This is a genomic window from Bremerella alba, from assembly GCF_013618625.1.
Lineage (GTDB): Bacteria > Planctomycetota > Planctomycetia > Pirellulales > Pirellulaceae > Bremerella > Bremerella alba.
The window spans coordinates 454,701-473,255 of the sequence record NZ_JABRWO010000003.1 but is presented as its reverse complement, the minus strand read 5'-3'; the positions used below and the strand labels follow the sequence as shown (position 1 = coordinate 473,255).

Annotated in this window: 11 protein-coding genes and 2 rRNA genes; 6 read left to right on the top strand and 7 right to left on the bottom strand. The window is 52.7% G+C overall.

Translation table 11 applies throughout. The features are described from left to right. Positions 1–432 precede the first annotated feature (432 nt). The 4 genes from HOV93_RS07630 to HOV93_RS26355 all read left to right on the top strand — a co-directional run bounded on the left by HOV93_RS07630 (position 433) and on the right by HOV93_RS26355 (position 6,324). Positions 433–3,273 (top strand): 23S ribosomal RNA (locus HOV93_RS07630). A gap of 149 nt (positions 3,274–3,422) precedes the next feature. Continuing rightward, a 5S ribosomal RNA gene (gene rrf, locus HOV93_RS07625) occupies positions 3,423–3,531 on the top strand. Between the two features lie 109 nt (positions 3,532–3,640). After that, entirely contained in the window at positions 3,641–4,051 is a 411-nt protein-coding gene (locus HOV93_RS07620) for a hypothetical protein (RefSeq protein ID WP_207395869.1), read from the top strand. 32 nt (positions 4,052–4,083) lie between these two features. After that, entirely contained in the window at positions 4,084–6,324 is a 2,241-nt protein-coding gene (locus HOV93_RS26355; protein WP_207395868.1) for a type ISP restriction/modification enzyme, read from the top strand. A gap of 6 nt (positions 6,325–6,330) precedes the next feature. Here the strand turns inward: HOV93_RS26355 and acs are convergent, their stop codons facing one another. The 3 genes from acs to HOV93_RS07600 all read right to left on the bottom strand — a co-directional run bounded on the left by acs (position 6,331) and on the right by HOV93_RS07600 (position 10,675). Beyond that, complete coding sequence (gene acs / locus HOV93_RS07610) at positions 6,331–8,286, bottom strand: acetate--CoA ligase (RefSeq protein WP_207395867.1); 1,956 nt, start codon at positions 8,284–8,286, stop codon at positions 6,331–6,333. A 119-nt stretch (positions 8,287–8,405) separates the two neighbouring features. Further along, positions 8,406–9,665 carry a DUF6807 family protein gene (locus HOV93_RS07605; protein WP_207395866.1) on the bottom strand — a complete coding sequence of 420 codons (1,260 nt, stop codon included), beginning with the start codon at positions 9,663–9,665 and terminating at the stop codon, positions 8,406–8,408. 209 nt (positions 9,666–9,874) lie between these two features. Next, on the bottom strand, positions 9,875–10,675 hold the full coding sequence (locus HOV93_RS07600) for a polyprenol monophosphomannose synthase (RefSeq protein ID WP_207395865.1): 801 nt from the start codon (positions 10,673–10,675) through the stop codon (positions 9,875–9,877). Positions 10,676–10,795: 120 nt separating this feature from the next. Here HOV93_RS07600 and HOV93_RS07595 point away from each other — a divergent pair, with 120 nt between their 5' ends. After that, positions 10,796–12,076, top strand: coding sequence for an MFS transporter (locus HOV93_RS07595; RefSeq protein WP_207395864.1), 1,281 nt, complete (start codon positions 10,796–10,798; stop codon positions 12,074–12,076). A gap of 11 nt (positions 12,077–12,087) precedes the next feature. Here HOV93_RS07595 and HOV93_RS07590 read toward each other — a convergent pair whose 3' ends face one another. The 4 genes from HOV93_RS07590 to HOV93_RS07575 all read right to left on the bottom strand — a co-directional run bounded on the left by HOV93_RS07590 (position 12,088) and on the right by HOV93_RS07575 (position 17,593). After that, positions 12,088–13,032: an SDR family oxidoreductase gene (locus HOV93_RS07590; RefSeq protein ID WP_207395863.1), complete on the bottom strand. Its 945-nt coding sequence runs from the start codon at positions 13,030–13,032 to the stop codon at positions 12,088–12,090. A gap of 76 nt (positions 13,033–13,108) precedes the next feature. Continuing rightward, entirely contained in the window at positions 13,109–14,668 is a 1,560-nt protein-coding gene (locus HOV93_RS07585) for a hypothetical protein (protein WP_207395862.1), read from the bottom strand. A 9-nt stretch (positions 14,669–14,677) separates the two neighbouring features. Further along, positions 14,678–16,075 carry an ExeA family protein gene (locus HOV93_RS07580; RefSeq protein ID WP_207395861.1) on the bottom strand — a complete coding sequence of 466 codons (1,398 nt, stop codon included), beginning with the start codon at positions 16,073–16,075 and terminating at the stop codon, positions 14,678–14,680. Positions 16,076–16,222: 147 nt separating this feature from the next. Continuing rightward, positions 16,223–17,593: a hypothetical protein gene (locus tag HOV93_RS07575; RefSeq protein ID WP_207395860.1), complete on the bottom strand. Its 1,371-nt coding sequence runs from the start codon at positions 17,591–17,593 to the stop codon at positions 16,223–16,225. 153 nt (positions 17,594–17,746) lie between these two features. Here HOV93_RS07575 and HOV93_RS07570 point away from each other — a divergent pair, with 153 nt between their 5' ends. Beyond that, positions 17,747–18,421 (top strand): phosphoribosylanthranilate isomerase, encoded by a 675-nt coding sequence (locus HOV93_RS07570; RefSeq protein ID WP_207395859.1) that lies wholly within the window; start codon positions 17,747–17,749, stop codon positions 18,419–18,421. The last annotated feature ends 134 nt before the right edge of the window (positions 18,422–18,555 follow it).

Here is an 18,555-nt window from a genome sequence, read left to right as displayed (position 1 = left end):
AATGATCTTTGACAATTTGGTTGGTAGATGGCATTTTGCGTAGCAAGGTGGATATCAAACTTCGATTTGCCTCGTGCAGATCGTGGTTCAGATAAAAGCTTTGTTGCGACATAAACGATGCAATTTCATAGAGTTAAGGTTATTACAAAAAAAGTGTTGCTTTTGATTTTCAGCGTTGCTGAAATCAGGGCAGTGCCGATTTGAGTGATAGCCGTTCTTTAAGAGAATCTCGATGTCTGTCGGGCATCTTTCAAGGTTCAACCTGAGAGGGTTAAACAACGGAAGATGTCACGAAGCATTGTGAATCGTTACAAGATCGGATCCTGTGGCTGGCTCTTAGACAAGTCAGTCACAATTATAGGTAGTCCGAAATAGTTTGATTATTCAAGTTTGTATGGGTGTGCTAACCCTAAGCGAGCTTTGAATATTTGTGGTCAAGCTATTAAGGGCACATGGGGGATGTCTTGGCATCAGAAGACATGGCGTGGAAGACTGCGATAAGCCTGGGGGAGTTGTCAAACGAACGTTGATCCCGGGATTCCTGTTCAACCTAGGGAACTGAAACATCTAAGTACCTAGAGGAGAAGAAAGAAAAATCGATTCCGTCAGTAGCGGCGAGCGAACGCGGAATAGCCCAAACCTTGAGGATTTTCCTCAGGGGGTTGTAGGGCCTCTCATATGGAAGTTACAAAACTGCCGACTAGCCGATATGACATGGAAAGGTCAACCATAGAGGGTGACAGTCCCGTAGGCGAAAGTTGTGTAGTCTTCCGAGAGGTACCTGAGTAGGTCCAGTCACGTGAAACCTGGATTGAATCGGCGGGGCCCATCCCGTAAGGCTAAATACTCTCTGATGACCGATAGTGAACTCAGTAGCGCGAGTGAAAGATGAGAAGAACCCCGACAAGGGGAGGTATGTGAACCTGAAACCATGTGCCTACAAGCGGTCGGAGCCCGATTTATGGGTGACGGCGTGCCTTTTGCATAATGATCCGGCGAGTTACCGTCTGCGGCAGGTTAAGGCCTTACGGGCTGTAGCCAGAGGGAAACCGAGTCTTAATAGGGCGTTAGTCGTAGGTGGTAGACGCGAAACCAGGTGATCTACCCATGAGCAGGTTGAAGCGCGGGTTATACCGCGTGGAGGACCGAACCCACTTAGGTTGAAAACTGAGGGGATGACTTGTGGGGAGGAGTGAAAGTCTAATCAAACCTGGAGATATCTCGTTCTCTCCGAAATAGCTTTTGGGCTAGCCTTGAGCCACTACACACTGGGGGTAGAGAGACTGAATCGATTTGGGGCCCTTCCCGGGGTACCCTGTCGGACCAAACTCCGAATACCGGTGTGATTATCTCAGGAGTCAGTCCGCGAGGGATAAGCTTCGCGGTCGAGAGGGAAACAACCCAGACCGTCTGCTAAGGTCCCCAAGAGATGCTCAGTCACTAAGGAAGTTGAATTGCCGAGACAACCAGGATGTTGGCTTAGAAGCAGCCACCATTTAAAAAGTGCGTAACAGCTTACTGGTCGAGCAATTCTGCGCCGATAATGAACGGGAGTAAGCATTTCACCGAAGCAGCGGATTCGAAAGAATGGTAGGAGAGCGCCGATCGTCAGATACGAGCCGTACCGTAAGGAGCGGTGTTGGGGCGATCGGGTGATTATGCCGGAATGAGTAACGATAAAACAGGTGAGAATCCTGTTCGCCGAAAGCCTAAGGTTTCCTGGGGAAGGCAATTCCGCCCAGGGTTAGCCGGTCCCTTAGTCGAGGCTGAAAAGCGTAGACGATGGACAGCAGGTCAACATTCCTGCGCTACGGTTGTGGACTGATGGAGGGACGGCGTTTCAAAGGTGATCGGACTGGTGGAACAGTCCGTGGGCTCTAGCAAGGTGAGGAATAGGAAAATCCGTCCTCATAAGCCAAGTTAGAGCGCTGACTCTTCGGAGGTAATCATCAGCGGGACGTCCAAGAAAAGCTTCTAAAGGTTGAAGCAACTGTAACCGTACTAAAACTGACACAGGTAGGCGGGTCGAGTAGACCAAGGCGCTCGGGAGAACGGTGGTTAAGGAACTCTGCAAAATGGCCCCGTAAGTTCGCGATAAGGGGTGCCCCTGGCGGTTTACGCTGCTGGGGGTCACAGTAAATCGGCTCTGGCAACTGTTTATCAAAAACACAGGACCCTGCTAACTCGCAAGAGGATGTATAGGGTCTGACGCCTGCCCGGTGCCGGTAGGTTAAGGAAGCGGGTGCAAGCTCTCGACCGAAGCCCCGGTAAACGGCGGCCGTAACTATGACGGTCCTAAGGTAGCGAAGTTCCTTGTCGGGTAAGTTCCGACCTGCATGAAAGGCGTAATGACTGGAGCACTGTCTCAACCACCGACCCGGTGAAATTGTAGTCGTGGTGAAGATGCCACGTTCCCGCAGTTAGACGGAAAGACCCCGTGAACCTTTACTGTAGGCTGATATTGGTCTGAGATATGTTTTGTGTAGGATAGGTGGGAGGCTTTGAAGTTTGCACGCCAGTGTAGATGGAGCCATCCTTGAAATACCACCCTGAATATGTTTTAGCTCTAACCTAGAATTTCTGTGAATCCAGACTAGGAACAGTGTCAGTTGGGCAGTTTGACTGGGGCGGTCTCCTCCCAAAGAGTAACGGAGGAGTGCAAAGGTACCCTCAGCCTGGTCGGTCATCAGGCATAGAGCGCAATGGTAGAAGGGTGCTTAACTGTGAGACCCATAGGTCGAACAGATACGAAAGTAGGTCATAGTGATCCGGTAGTCCCGTATGGAAGGGCTATCGCTCATCAGATAAAAGGTACTCCGGGGATAACAGGCTTATCGCATCCGAGCGTCCATAGCGGCGATGCGGTTTGGCACCTCGATGTCGGCTCATCACATCCTGGGGGTGAAGAAGCTCCCAAGGGTTCGGCTGTTCGCCGATTAAAGTGGTACGTGAGCTGGGTTCAGACCGTCGTGAGACAGGTCGGTCCCTATCTGCTGTGGGCGTACGAAACTTGAGGAGATTCTTCTTTAGTACGAGAGGATTTGGAAGGACGTTCCTCTGGTGTCCCAGTTGTCATGCCCGTGGCACGGCTGGATAGCTATGAACGGAAAGGATAAACGCTGAAAGCATCTAAGCGTGAAGCCCGCTCCAAGATTAGGTTTCGTAAGTACTTAGTACGAGAGTCCCCTGGAAGACTACCAGGTTGATAGGCCAGATGTGTAAGCTCAGTAATGAGTTCAGCTAACTGGTACTAACGGACGAAAGCTTGACCACTTATATTCAACGCTCACTCGTTTGAGCAGACTTGAATAACAAGTGACGATTCACAAGATTCTCGAAATATCGAACGTGTTGCAAATACGCAAACACCTCTACCAAACCAAATTGAGCTTCGTGAGGCCTTCACGTCTCACGAAGCTCCTTCCGGTGACCATATGGTTGTGGAAACACCTGTTCCCATTCCGAACACAGCAGTTAAGCACACCCAGCCGATGATAGTGCCCACCAGTGCGAAAGTAGGTATCGCCGGATTCATTTACATTTCAAAGCCCCGCTTGCAAAAGCGGGGCTTTTTTAGTGCCCTTTCCCAATGGTAAACTTACGACCTTCATCCTGCTCCACTGCTAACCAGGCCTAACCTTTGTCAGCACCATTTTCTACCTCTCCCGCTTATCGCGCTGCTTCCCGAAAAGGGGCTGCATCTCCCCTTGTTCTCGCGATCGCGGCCGTATCGGGTTTGATCCTCGTCAGCTGTCTTGTATGTGGTGGCTTGGTCTATTTCGGTGTTAACACCCAAGCCACTTCTCAGATTCAAGAAAAGTATGGTGAGAATCCGGTCATACTGGAACATCTTGGGGAGATTCACTCGGCTTGGATCAATACAGAGGTAAGCCATGAAGTTGCTGAGGAGTTCGGCACGCCTGATTACATCGTCTATGATGTGCATGGTTCGGAGGGGGATGGGCTACTGATTATCAAGCAGGGGGAAGGAGACAACTTTGTCGGTGACGAAGGATTTCTCCGCATAGACTCCGAAGACTACGAGCTCTAACCGTCCATCTCACCAAGGAAGGTGCATCCCCCGTGAGCATCGGGCCATCTGCCTATCAATTCGAGGCCGAGCTTGCCAAGGGCTTTCCTCAACAGCGACGCGATCGGGGAGTCTTTTATACGCCATGGCAAGTTGCTCAAAGAGTTGTCTTCCAAATCGACTCTTGCTTGAAACGCGACTTCTTACTGCAAGATGGCCTGGCGGACACATCAACATGGGATTCGATTTGCAGGCGTTTTAAGATCGAACTGCCCTCTGAAATCGATCCGCAGCAATCCTTTGTAAAAATCTTAGAGCCTGCTTCTGGAACTGGCGTTTTCCTGATTGCCGTGTTGAAGCAGATCCACACAAACATTCTCTCGGTGGCGCGGAACCCACAGCAGGGCAACGCTCGGTGGCAAAAGTACGTTGCAGAAGACCTGCCTGGGAGACTGCATGCCATTGAAATCATGCCGGATGCGATCGAGCAATTTCAAAAGCTACTTGTGCCGTTTCTCGAAGATCATGGCATCCTTCCGCAGGATATCGCCCCTATCTCGATCTACTGCGGAAACGCCTTGGAAGCGGATGTTCATAGTGAACTTGGTTCACCAGCGACGGTAGTTCTAGGAAATCCTCCCTATTCGGCTGCCTCGACCAACACGGGCGAATGGATTAGGCGGCTGCTCCGTGGACAGACACCGGAAACCACGGAACTTCGCAGCTATTTCGAGGTCGATGGTTGCCCACTTCAAGAGAAGAAACTTTGGCTGCATGACGACTACGTCAAATTCCTGCGTGTTGCGCAGTGGCATTTAGAGCGTTCCAAGGTTGGCGTGATTGGTTTTGTCGTTAATCATGGTTTTTTAGACAACGTTACCTTTCGCGGCCTTCGCTTTCAATTGCTTGACCAGTTCGATGTCATTGATCTGCTCGATCTGAATGGCAACTCAAAAAAACGAGGTACAACAGCTCGGCTCGCACGCGATGAAAGTGTCTTTGACATCGGCCAGGGTGTCGCCTTAACGCTTTTCTCGAAGTCACCCTCGGCTGAAAAGCCACAAACGGTTCGATACGGAGAACGCTGGGGGCCTCGGGTATCGAAGTTGAAGGAACTCGTTGACGCACCTTGGGAGCAACTGGTCGACCAAGATATTATTCCAACGCCCCCTCATTACTTTCTGACACCGCGATCATTTCACGCGTCTGGTGAGTATTCCAGTGGAATCATGATCACCGACTTATTCCCTCAAGGGACTTCTACCATTGTCACTGCGCGGGACGCTCTCGTCATTGATACGTCTCGCGAGAGACTTTTGAACCGAATTCAGGAATTGCGTGATACGCAAGTCTCTGACGACGAGCTGCGGGCCAAGTTTTTCCCTCGCCCACGAAGCAGTCGGTATCCTCCCGGGGACACCCGTGGCTGGAAATTACCCTCTGCTCGGGATTTACTTCGCACCGACGCCAACTGGGAAGATCGAATCGAACCGTGTGCCTATCGTCCGCTGGATCGCCGTTGGATCTATTGGTCTCCTGGTATGGTCGATTGGCCGCGTGGTGAAGTCATGGGCCAAATGCGAGTTAAGGAAGCATTCGGATTAGTCGTTCGTCGCCAAATGCCTCCTGATCGCCCTTGCAACTTCTTCTTGGTCGCCGATTGCCTGGCCGTCGATGGCCTCCTTCGAAGTGATAATCGAGGCAACGAAACTCTCTTGCCGCTCACATTTCGCGGAAAAGAGAATATAAATCGCGACCTCCTTCCAGCTCACTTGTCAGATGTTTCGGCTCGGTCACTTATGGCATTCGCCTATGCTCTCTTCCACAGCGGCGAGTATCGCACCCAATTTGCTGCGAACCTGCAAATTGAATTTCCCCGCGTGTTTCTGCCCCCTAAAAGAGAGGTCTTATTGCAGCTATCGGAATTGGGAGAACAACTTATCTCGCTGCATTTGTTTCGTGAAACACTCGAATCGGACACGATCGAACTTTTAGAAACTCCCATCGCACCAGGACATCCCAAGCACCGAGATGGCTTGGTATGGATCGACCGTGAGACTCCTCTTGCGCAGGTGGATACTGATGCCTGGCTGTTTCATATCGGCAGTCATCAAATCTTACGAAAGTGGCTGAAGGACCGTCGAGGAATGGTTCTGACCAAGGAAGAAATTGCCCACTATCGTCACATGATAAAAGCGGTCCAGCAGACAATCGTTCTCATGCGACAAGTTGATGAGAGCATAAAAAAGCTCGGTGGGTTGCACCGAGCTTTGGGGATTTCCAAGTTGAAGTGACCAGCGTTACTCTTCTTCGCGAAGCTTAGCTAACACCGAGTAATCTTCGAGTGTCGTAGTATCACCCACATCTTCTTTGCCGGAAGCGATGTCGCGTAACAGGCGACGCATGATCTTTCCACTTCGGGTTTTGGGCAAAGTCGCCGTGAAACGGATATCGTCAGGAACAGCCAACGCACCGATTTCCTTTCGGACGTGCTTCTTCAGAATATCTCGTGCCTCTTCCGGGTCATTTGCCCCCTTGAGTGTCACGAAGGCAGCAATCGCTTCCCCTTTCACCTCATGCGGGCGCCCCACCACAGCGGCTTCGGCAACAAGCGGATGTGATACCAAGGCACTTTCGACCTCAATGGTACTCAGGCGGTGACCAGCGACGTTGATGACGTCGTCAATTCGGCCCATGATCCAATAGTAACCGTCTTCATCGCACCGGGCATTGTCGCCTGCCAAATACTTGCCGGGGACTTTGGACCAATAAGTTTCCTTGAAACGTTCTTCGTCACCCCAAACGCCACGCAGCATACCTGGCCATGGCTCGGTAATAGTAAGCATTCCGCCATGGTTGGTTCCGACTTCGTCGAGGGAATCGTCGTAGACGCCAGGCACAACACCGAAAAGCGGTCGGGTACAACTGCCAGGCTTGGTCGCAATCGCTCCGGGAAGTGGAGACATCATGATGCCGCCGGTCTCGGTCTGCCACCAGGTATCGACGATCGGACATTTTTCGCCGCCGATCTTCTTGTGATACCACATCCAGGCTTCCGGGTTGATGCCTTCGCCGACGGTACCTAGCAACCTCAAGCTAGATAGATCGTGCTTATCGACCCACTGATCACCCCATTTGATGAATGCTCGAATGGCCGTCGGAGCGGTGTAAAGAATGGTCACCTTGTACTTCTCGACGATCTCCCAGAACCGCCCTTCATCAGGGTAGTTTGGGGCGCCCTCGTACATTACGCATGTGGCACCGGCCGAGAACGGCCCATATACCACGTAGCTGTGTCCGGTGATCCAACCGCAGTCGGCAGTACACCAGTAGACGTCATCGTCGCGATGATCAAAGACCCACTCAAAGGTCTTCTTAGCAAAGAGGTTATACCCAGCGGTTGTGTGCAGAATTCCTTTCGGTTTTCCGGTCGATCCACTTGTATACAGGATGAACAGTGGAGTTTCGCTGTCCAATGGAGTCGCAGGGAAGTCAGCCGAGGCGGCATCCATCAAGTCGTGGTACCAGACATCCCGATCTGATTTCATCTCGATATCGTTGCCAACTCGCTTCAATACGACGCACTTTTCAATCGTTTCCGATTTTTCGAGGGCTTCGTCGACGATCGCTTTGAGTGGCAATTCCTTGCCGCGTCGCCAGCCTGCGTCGGCAGTGACGATAACCTTGGCCTGAGCATCGTTGTTGCGGTCCGCAATGGATTCGGCCGAGAAACCAGCGAAGATCACGGAGTGAATGGCACCAATCCGGGCACACGCGAGCATCGCGATCGCCAGTTCAGGGACCATCGGCATATAAAGCGAAACGCGATCCCCTTCCTCGACGCCAAGGCTCTTCAGTACGCTGGCGAACTTACAAACCTCGGCATGCAGTTCCTTGTAGGTCAGCGTGCGCTGATCGCCAGGCTCGCCTTCCCACAAGATGGCGATCTTGTCCTCGGTCGGAGTGCCTAAGTGGCGATCCAAGCAGTTGTAACTAACGTTGGTCTTGCCACCGACGAACCACTTGGCGTCGGGACATTTCCACTGCAAGACTTCGTTGTAAGGCTCGAACCAGTGAAGTTCTTCCTTGGCGAACTTATCCCAGAATGCAGGTAAGTCCGATTTGGCCTCTTCCCACTTCTGCTGGTATTCTTCGACCGACTTGACCCGGGCCTTCGACGCGAACTCTTCACTAGGGGGAAAGAGCCGCGATTCGTGCATCACGTTGTCAATTTGCCCGGTTTTACCATCCGACATGAACAGCACATCCTAAAAGGGTTACTAATGATGGAGTATTTTCCGTTGGGGTGAACACGCGATTTTAGGTACGGGTACCCGAGGTGTCAACGAATGCTCACTCCCCCTCTTTCGGCAAATTACCCGGCTTCAACGGTAACTTTTGGTGGGTCAACGAAGTCATCGCGAAGCTGTTTGACTTCGGCAACATCCATCTCGCCGGGCTGAAGCCAGATTCGGTAATTCAACTGCAGAGGGTCTTTTTGAGGGATCTCGGTTGCGAAGTAAGATCCGAATCGGCCATAGTCTCGTTCGCTGAAACGAGCTGGTTTCGGATTCTCTGGAGAATCCAGATAGCAACAGGTATAGCGTTGATCGAACGCAACGAAACTTAGCGCATTGAATTCAAGGTCGATATGATCTTTGCTTCCTGGCCAGTTACGAAACTTGCCGGGCTCTCCTTTGCCATCTGGCCGCACGTAGTAAGTTTGCTTGGCGGTCTTATCCGGCACGTGCTGCGTTGCTCGGTATTGGAACCCAGCGTGTTGCGGATCGCCATCGACTTTCAGGTTGTCGACCTTAGAGGTTAGCTCAGAAGCGAAATCGATTACCTGAGCTCCATCGACATGATAGACGGTCATTTGGCGAAATTCGGTTGCGAACGTCTTGCCGTCCTGCCCATTCCAATCGATCTCTAATAGTTGACGGGCGACGACCGGGCCAACTTCTTCACGAACAAATGCTTCGTGGGTCTGGCTTTCCTTCTTGTGGCAATGCCATACATCGGCAGACATTTTCTTGCCGTCTTGCTCGTAGCTGATGCGGTTGAAGCCGTAGAAGATGCCTCGGTGGTGCTGAAACAAGCCACCTGGTCCCTTCGTTAGAAGATGCTCTCCCTGAGGGTCGAAGACGTGATGGTAGACCTTCATCGTTTCCTTGCGGCGATCTTCCGTACTGGTATCCACCCCTTCGTACATGTAACGAAGAACGGGGCGATCGCCAAATAACAGATCTTCGTGTTTGCCGGACTCATCTTGGAAACGAAACTCGGTCAGCGACTCTTGGTCTTCCAAAATCGAAACAGCGAACTCGCGCTGCGGTCCTACCATCGTTTTTGGCAATATAAGATGCAGTTCGCGGGCCAGCGGATCAGATGCGGGGTTGCCTAAGCCCGGCGCGGTTAGTTGCCCGAAAAGCGTGTCTCCATCGCTGGAAGTAAGTTCGACCAACGCGACATCGGCAAAGTTCTTCGGAACAGTCACATCGACTTGTAGCGGCAGGGCCCGCTTGGCGTCACCCTGGGCGGCTACTTTGACATGAAAAGATTCCGCTGCCTGAGCGCCTGATAGTATTAGCAGTCCGACGGCAGTTGAAAGTAGAAGGGTACGTACAGAGGACATCGATTGGGGTCCTTTCGACGATGAGGGGGCAGGGAAGTAATTCACGCTCCATCATAAACCCGTGAGAATTCACAAACCACTAGAGAATGGTTGTCGATGGCGCCCCCCCCTTTTTTAGCGGCACGGCAGGGTCAAATTATTGGTCTCTTCGCACCATGCCGCATATCATGTCCGTGGCTTTGCCCCTGACAACGTTTCCGGCTGGCGTTCTAAAAGGGATTCCAGGCTTTCAATCCCAAGCGGAAGATCGTCCAGACCGCGACGATCGCCTTCCGCATATTGATCTTGGAGCTACCGTACTGACGCTCGACAAACTGGAATGGAACTTCAACAAACGATGCTCCTTGCTCTTTCAAATGGTAGAGCACTTCCTCAAAGAAGGAGTATCCGTAACTCAGAAACGAGTCGAAGTCGATCTTTCGTAGAAGGTTCACAGGGTAGGCCCGAAAACTGCCACTGCAGTCGGCCATGGGTAACCACAATAACCACCGCGTATACATGTTGATCGCGCGGCTCATGAAATGACGCTTCAAAGGCCAACCGCTGATGCCACCACCGTGGATATATCGCGAGCCAATCGCGACCGTACTATCGGAATCGGCGAGACGCCATGCTTCGAGCAGTTCGGGGATCTTCTCAGGAGGATGGCTCAGATCAGCATCCAGATTGACCATAACATCGTAGTTATTGTCGATGGCATACTGCATTGCGGCGATGATTGCCGAACCCAGGCCAGGCTTTCCCTTTCGATGAAGACAGTGCATTCGCACGTTCATCTTGGCATGTTCCTCGCACCACTGGCCGGTTCCGTCAGGCGAGCCATCATCGATGACCAGCAAATCGGCTTCCGGCAAAGTGTCCACGAGTCGTTCCACAAGGATCGGCAAGTTCTCGATCTCGTTGTATGTGGCGATGGCAACCAGGATGCGTCCAGTCTTCACGGAATGTTCGTCTCCCTTAGCCAGATCGCTATGGGGAGTCGACTCGATATTGTCAGCGATTTTGCTCATTTTGTTTGTCAAAAGTTCGTGCTCAGACGGTCCCAGGTAAGGCTTCCAGGGATTCCCCTGCTCAGGAATGCCTATACTTACATTCTAACCCGAGCGATCACAAAACCGAGCCGAGGACCCATGAATTCCGCCGTAGTAACGGCCGATAAAGCATCGCCTGCCCCGCAAATTGCTTACGGCCGCGAATTCTGGCTGACCTACTTTGCCAATATGGCGCTGATTGTCTGTAACAGTTCCCTGTTCCGTTACTTCGACTTTGTCAATTATCTCGGTGGTGACGAATACCATCTTGGCCTTATTACCGGAGTCGGCATGGGTGGAGCCGTGCTTGCTCGGTTTGCTCAGGGGGCGGTCATCGACCGATTGGGAACCCGGATAGTTTGGATCGGTTCACTCGTCCTGCTTCTCAGTTCCATCCTGGGACACTTCTTTGTGGGTGACGTGAATGGTCCGATGATTTACCTGCTGCGACTTGCGTACATGGTAGGTCTCGCAGGGGCATTCGGAGCTTCGATCACGGCCATTTCCCTCAAAGCCCCCAAGGGGCGCAGTACTGAACTGATTGGCGTGTTGGGTTCGTCCGGATTTATTGGCTTAGCAATCGGACCTTTGATTGGTGACATTATCTTCGCTGGAAGTGCGACCCCAGATGCCAAGATCCAAGCCATGTTTTTAGTTGCATTGGGTGCCTGTGTCGTGTCGATCGGGTTCACCTTTTTCGCCACTCGCGGCGATAAACCGCGGCGTTCGATCGACCACCCCTCGCTCATTCGCTTGATCCGCCAATATCATCCCGGCTGGATGCTCGTCATGTCTTTTGCGATGGGCTTCGGTGTGCTGTTCCCTCAGATCTTTTTGCGAAGCTACGCCAAAGAAATTGGTATCGAGCATATTAGCTCGTTCTTTCTTGTGTACGCGGTCACAGCGTTTACCTGCCGGTTGCTTACCCGCAAAGTGCCAGAACGCATTGGCGTGAAGAATGCGGCCACGATCGGCATCTTGCTGTTGTCGTTTAGCCTGACGCTTTACCTCTTGGCAAGAAACCCCTGGCTGTTGCCGCTACCGGCGATCGTGGGAGGCGTAGCCCACGCGCTGATTTTCCCGGCGATCATCGGCGGCGGGAGTATCGCGTTTCCGAAGAAGTACCGTGGAACCGGTACGAACTTGATGCTGGTGATGCTCGACTCAGGCGGTTTGTTTGGTCAGCCACTTATCGGACTGATGATCGCTGGCAGCCGCAAAGCAGACCTTCCAGCGTATCCAATTACCTTCTTGAGCGTTGCTGTACTGTTGGCCATCATCGCGTTATTGAATCAACGATTCGCAAAGCCGATTGTTGCCCAGGAAGATGATCCGCCGGTATTGGAAGAGCGTTCTCACTGTGTCAACGAGTCGCTGTAGAATCGTCGAGCTTATGCTCGTTGCAGGGCCAACTCGCGATAATATTCAATCGAACGCTTAAGTCCCTCTTCGAAGTCGACTTCGATCTCGTAGTTCAACAGCTTCGTGGCCAGCGTGTTGTCGGCCATGCTATCGCGGACGTCACCAGCGCGGGGCGGATCGTGCTTGGCTTGGACGTCCGTTCCTAGATTCTGGTTGAGCAATTTCAAAAGCGTTAGCAGCGAAGTACTCTTGCCATTGGCCACATTGATGACCTTGCCAGCGACATCTTCGGCGGCCATCGCATTCAGGTTGGCATTAACGATGTTCTTCACGTAGGTGAAGTCACGCGACTGCTGACCGTCTCCATAGACGACCGGTTGCTTACCGCTTAAAAGCAGTGTCAGAAAGATTGGAATCACGGCCGAATAGGGGCTATCAGGATCTTGCCGCGGGCCAAATACGTTGAAATAACGCAGACCGACTGTTTCCAGTCCATACGTGTGATAAAACGCCTGGCAGTAATATTCGCCAGCTAGTTTCGCGACCGCGTAGGGGGAAAGGGGAGCAGGCAAATCGGATTCGCGCTTCGCCAGATTGGGCTGATCGCCATAGGCACTGCTCGATGCAGCATAGACGACCCGCTTCACGCCAGCCTTGCGGGATTCGTTCAATACATTCAGCGTACCGGTGACGCAGTGCAAATTGGTATCTAACGGTCGCTCGACACTCAGAGGAACCGACGCGAGAGCCGCTTGGTGAAATACGTATTCGACACCATCGAGCGCTTTGGCTAAGTCATCAGCGTCGGTAATCGATCCTTCGATAAACGTTGCATTGCCATGTTCGGGCAGGTTCTTCCGGCTTCCCGTGCTGAGATTGTCGTAGATTACAACCTCGTCCCCTCGGGCAAGCAAACCGTTAACAATGTGAGAACCGATAAAACCGGCACCGCCGGTAACAAGATACTTGGCCATGGCAACTAGTTTGGCTGAGGGTTTGTTCGTCTAGGCTGATCGCAAGGACTAACGACTTAGCAGCCAAGTATAGCACTTAATTGCGAATGGAGGTGGCAATAAGCCCAGCCGGATCGACCCCTACGCGATGGTAGCAATCGACGGCAGCCTGAATGTCCTCGCGGGATACGCTCCCCAGATTTGCTTGAAGATACGTCTTGTTAGCAACTTGCGCGAGCAACCAAGACGCCGGGGTGTTTGGTCCCTCCCCTGCGATCAAGACGATTGAGCATGTCTTTAAGATCTCGCGAATCTGATCTCGCAGCGAAGCGAGGTCTTGTTCGCTGTTGGTCAGCATGAAAGAAGACTTTCCCGCCGGCATGACGGAAATGCCTAAATCGTTGTCACGGTAAGTCCCGTCTTGCCGATACGTCTCACGCCGAACCGTCTCGAAGAGTCCAGAACTAGACTTCAGTCCCAATTGCTGGGAGAGCGTTTTGTTTCTTAACTCGCCGTCGATCAAGAACACATTACACTTATTCAGACTGAGCCAAGATGCCAGTCGCAAGGCCAATCCCGATGTATCACGACCTGGAACGCAAGTCCCCAGGAAGATGACCATCGGTTCTGTAACCGACGAAAGTTGAACGGTCCCAAAGATGGTATCACACAGCGGAACGAGTTCCTGCGAGAAGTCCGTACTATTGAGCGAAGCGATCTCGCGATGAAGAGCATCTGGCACCGGGATCGGCTTTACGGTCTCGGATGCTCGCACCTGGGCTTTGAAAGCCATCGAGGCTTCCGCAGTCATTTGCGTCGGCTCGCTTTGTTTAGGCTGAACTGCTTCCGCAGTGGAAACTTCCCTCGTGGAAGCCGTTGCGGCCTGGTGCTTTACACGCTGCTCGACATCGCTCAGCTTCTTAGTAAACGAGTCTTCCTGCCGCTTTAGTTCTTTGAGCAGCTGGGTCTGAATTGACTTTGCTGATTCCTGGTGAGTTTCGAGCGTATCACGCAAGCGAACAATCTCTTGCTCGTATCGCTTATCGTGAGAGGCCAATTGCTCTCGAACTCGTTGCATATCCTGCTCAGTTTTGGAATCTTTGGCCACTGCCGGAGCGGCAGACTGGGCTTGGACCCGCAGCTCAACCTCACTCAACTTCTGAGTGAACTCTTCCTGCTGCTTCTGCAACTGACTACGAAGTTCCGTCTGAATCGCCTTTAGGTTCGCTTCGATCGCCTTAGACGATTGCTGATGGGTCTCGAGCGTGTCCCGCAGCCCGATGAGTTCATCTTCGTGACGTCGGTCGTGCGAAGCCAGTTCTTCTTTGACCTGAGACACTTCTCGGGCAACTTTGTCACGCTGCTTCAGCATGCTAGCAAGCTGAAGCGTTAACTTTTGGATAAGCTCGTTCTGCTCTGGTGAAGCGGCCGGTTGGGGTGGCGTCTTCGCCTCCGGTTCCTGAGCTTGCTCTGGCATGACGATGGTTTGTGCCACCGGTCGAGCAGGAGATTCCCCTGGCGGAGTCGCTTCCGCAGCCGATGGCTCGTTCGACACTTCGGGTGACCTATCCGACGAGCCTGAGGGGGCCTCTTGCGGAGGAGTTGCCTCAGGCACATCGGAGTGCAAACCTTGCAGTGCTTTTAGAAAACGAGCCATGAGAACCGCTTATGCGTGTTGGCGACGCAGTTGAGAGAATAATTGACGATACGTTCTTCGGCGCGGTGCGGGCATCTTGGGATGCTGTGGTTCTTCCACACGCTTTTCCTTGGAGTCGATCACGATAATGTCGCGATCGTCCCAATCGGTAAATCCAGTGGAATGCGTAGAGAAGTCACGTGACACAACCATACCCTCAGCATTTGAGTAGCTTGGCTGAACCACTTCGACTTCGGCTGGGTTATCTTCGGAGCCGACCAGAAACGCAGCGATTTCCGAGTTGCGTGGGCTAACCACCCGCCGAATTCCCCGAACGTCTTGGTCACCCAGCGAAGCGAATCGATCGATAACGACCTCTTCCTTTTCGAATTGCTCGTCGAACGGATTGGTGGCATTTTGAAATGCCAGTTCGACTTCAGGCTCTTCTGCGGCCTCTGGCGAGAACTCTTCTTGCTCTTCAGCCAGGGATCGTTCTTCAAAGCGAACGACCGAAGGGTATTCGTTTAAAGGTTCCGGCTTCGTTTCTTCCAGCGAGCCAAACTCGATCATCGAATCCGTCGTGTGCGCGCTGTCCGTCCGAATTTGTCGCTTAGGAGCTGGGAGCCGCTGCAGGTCGGCCCATGCCTCTTCGATCGCGTCGGCATCCAGCGTCGTCTCATCCCCCAGAGCTGCCAACAGCAGAGCATGGTCGCAAATTTGATTCACCAAACGCGGAACGCCTTGACTGCGCTGGGTAATCGTCCCGATCGCCGATTCGTCGAAAATAGTTCGCCTGGCTCCCGCGTCTTGCACTTGCTGACGGACATAGTTCGCGACTTCTGCGGTGGAAAGCGATTGTAGAAACGTCCGCGCACCAATTCGTTGATTGAACGACATCAAGTAGGGACTGGCCAGGCGTTCTTCCAACGACATACTCCCTAACAAGACAACCGACACTCGCGACCGATCTTTACTAGCGAAATTGGTTAAGAGCCGAAGCTCTTCCAACAGGCGGATCGGCAGCAGATCTGCTTCATCGGCGAGAATGACAATCCCTGTCATTCGGCGACTGTCCAGTCGTTCGACATACTCGGCGAACTGAATTCGCAGCTCCCCTTCTTCCAATCCACGGCATGGCAAATCCAACTCATAGGCGATTGCCTGAAGCAAGGCACGTCGCGAACCGCAGTGACCACTATTAAGACGGACCACCTCGAATTCGTCTTCTAGTTCCTCGTGCAGTCGCAGAGCGATCGTCGATTTGCCGAGCCCTGGTGCCGAGATCAGTGTGCCGACACCTTCGTCACGGCGAACACAACGCAACAGGGTTTCAATCGCTTCTAGGTGAGATTCCGTTTCCACGTAGCCGACCAAGGAGGGGACGCTGGGAAATGGGCGATGCGACAATCCAAAAAAATCTTCGTACATGGTCATCCGTGTCCCGGGAAGGGGTTTGATCTCCGCGTCCTTGCGGCTGGCCGAGCGATTCACCACTAGAGAATGCAGGGCTTTCTTTTCATCGGCATTTTAAGTCGTAGTTCTCCAAACCGAGGATTGGGCAAGCCACACTTACTTCTACGATGGGATAAGATTGCGCATCATCTCGCGTAATGCTGCCAGTGGGTCGTCTCGTAGCAATAGGCTAAATTCAGGTTGCGTCTGGGTTGCTAGCACCACCAGGCCAATGACGAATACAATCGATAATTCCGCAAGTCGAGTTAGCACAAAGGATGCTCGTCCGAATCGCCAAGCACCTCCACTCTCTGGCTGGGTGCTGCCGGTAAGGGTCACCGTTCCAGCCACGGCAAGGGGTGTGGCGGCGGCTAACTTGTGCGTCGAGGAAATCATTGCCGGGCTGGCCGAACTCGAAGCCAATTGAAACGCGATCAGACCTGCGAAGATCGACCAACCGCCGAGTACTAATAACGCCGTCGACCGCCAGACACCGCCAACCGAAGAGACGGTGATGTCACCGGAATGCTGCATCGTTATTCCATTCAGAAAGCCGAGGGCTTTGGCGGCATCTTTTTGCCGAAGCTTCAACGCGTCGAGCTGAGTTTGATTTTGCGCCATTTCTGAATGCAGTGCGGCAATTCGCTGTTTGTATTGTTCTACTAGTTTTTCACGATCCGACATCGGCTCAGGCGGAAGCGGTTTCGACTGAAATTCTGGTAGGGCGGCAAATTGCGTTTGTAGCTTCTCGATCTTCTTCTCTTGATCTTGCACAAGTGGATGCCGCTGAGTACGGGTCTCTAACAATTCCTTGAGCCGCGATTTCGCTTGATCTAACTTCTGCTGGGCTAGGAGCCAAGCGGGGCTGCGAGGCAGCGATAATTTTTCTGGAGCTGGCGCCACGTCACCTGGTACGGTCGCTTCAAGACCACGAAGCTCTGCGTCCATGGCGGCGAGTTCGCTTTCAGTGCTTTTGAGTTGATCGATGTACGTGTCTTCAATTCCTGTGACCTTTTCTCGCTTCCAATCATTGAACTCGCGATCGAAATCTTGGAGGATTCGGGACAGTAACCGTGAACACGCCAGGCGGTCTTCCCCGTAGTAATTTAAGCGAAGGGAAACTTGGCCACCAATTCGGTTGGGTGAAACTTCTAAGCGGCGGCGAAGTATTTCCAGGGCGGCTTGGTCATCAGACACCTGCAGATCTTGTCGTAGCTCGGGGTCCTGTGCCAAATAGTTTACGAGATGGTCGTCGGTTGTCGTTGCCTGTAATATTTCTTCAACCAACGGCTGCAAATGGGCGTGGGCCTCCGGTTCGAGAGAGTCCGAAACGATCGTTGCCTGGCCATGAGCCACGTAGCCCGATCGGTCCGTTCGACACCATGGCAATCCAAGAAGAATGACGGCCACGACCACCACCAAGGCGCGGTACCAGACCCAAAGACCTCCATGACGAGATCGAGGGGGAGTGTAGCGTGGTTGCGACATGGACACCAACGGGTCACCTTGAGCAAAGGATGCTGTAAAATATAAGCAAGGAGAACCGTGTGTCCTCCTGACATCACCGCTATCTACCTTGCATCGGTATCGCGAGGAAGAATATTCCGTCTAGCGAGGCGGTTAACGAATATACGGACTTCGTCGATCATGCCTGTCCCTGATATTTTTCGCATCAAAATCTGTGGATTGAACGATTTCGAGAACGCAATCGCCGTCGCGCATAGCGGGGCCGATGCGATCGGACTGAACTTTTTTCCTCAAAGCAAACGCTGCGTGGAAAAGAAGACCGCAGTGAAGATCGCCAACACGATCCGCGGCGAGGTGCAAATCGTTGGTCTGTTTGTGAACGCGACCCAAGAGGAGATTGAACAAACTCACGATCAAGTTGGTTTCAATTGGATCCAACTTCACGGGGACGAATCGGCCGAGTTTGCACAGTCTGTCAATCAGGCGACCGGCGTTCCCATTCTGGCTGCCAGCCGAGGTTCACTCAGTCGCTGGGCAACACTGCCCAATGACCTTCACCCTCATGCCCTACTGATGGATGCGGCAGTCCCTGGTTTCTTCGGTGGGACGGGGCAGCTTTCCAACTGGGATTTGGCTGCCACTTGGCATACGATGCCTCACCTGAAGCACCTGGTTCTAGCTGGGGGGTTAACTCCGTTGAATGTTGCTGAGGCGATACAAGCGGTTCAGCCAACTGCCGTCGATGTGGCGGGTGGGGTCGAGAATAACGGTCGGCCCGGTGTCAAGGATCTCGTCAAAGTCGAAGCGTTCGTCTCGGCTGCCCGCAAAGCGTTTGCGGAGCTTCCTCAAGAATAGGGCCAATCCGATTCGTGGTGGACGTGACGTATCTCTTGAAATCCCACGACTTTCTCAGCTGTTACCTGGGATTTCGCGTTACCCTGAGCCCCTCATCCCGGGTTGCTAAAGAGTGCCAGCACTTTATCATAACA

Excerpts from the sequence above, each read along its gene's own strand:
- acs (WP_207395867.1), bottom strand. The coding sequence starts at position 8,286 with ATGTCGGATGGTAAAACCGGGCAAATTGACAACGTGATGCACGAATCG.
- HOV93_RS07605 (WP_207395866.1), bottom strand. The coding sequence starts at position 9,665 with ATGTCCTCTGTACGTACCCTTCTACTTTCAACTGCCGTCGGACTGCTA.
- HOV93_RS07600 (WP_207395865.1), bottom strand. The coding sequence starts at position 10,675 with ATGAGCAAAATCGCTGACAATATCGAGTCGACTCCCCATAGCGATCTG.
- HOV93_RS07595 (WP_207395864.1), top strand. The coding sequence starts at position 10,796 with ATGAATTCCGCCGTAGTAACGGCCGATAAAGCATCGCCTGCCCCGCAA.
- HOV93_RS07590 (WP_207395863.1), bottom strand. The coding sequence starts at position 13,032 with ATGGCCAAGTATCTTGTTACCGGCGGTGCCGGTTTTATCGGTTCTCAC.
- HOV93_RS07585 (WP_207395862.1), bottom strand. The coding sequence starts at position 14,668 with ATGGCTCGTTTTCTAAAAGCACTGCAAGGTTTGCACTCCGATGTGCCT.
- HOV93_RS07580 (WP_207395861.1), bottom strand. The coding sequence starts at position 16,075 with ATGTACGAAGATTTTTTTGGATTGTCGCATCGCCCATTTCCCAGCGTC.
- HOV93_RS07570 (WP_207395859.1), top strand. The coding sequence starts at position 17,747 with ATGCCTGTCCCTGATATTTTTCGCATCAAAATCTGTGGATTGAACGAT.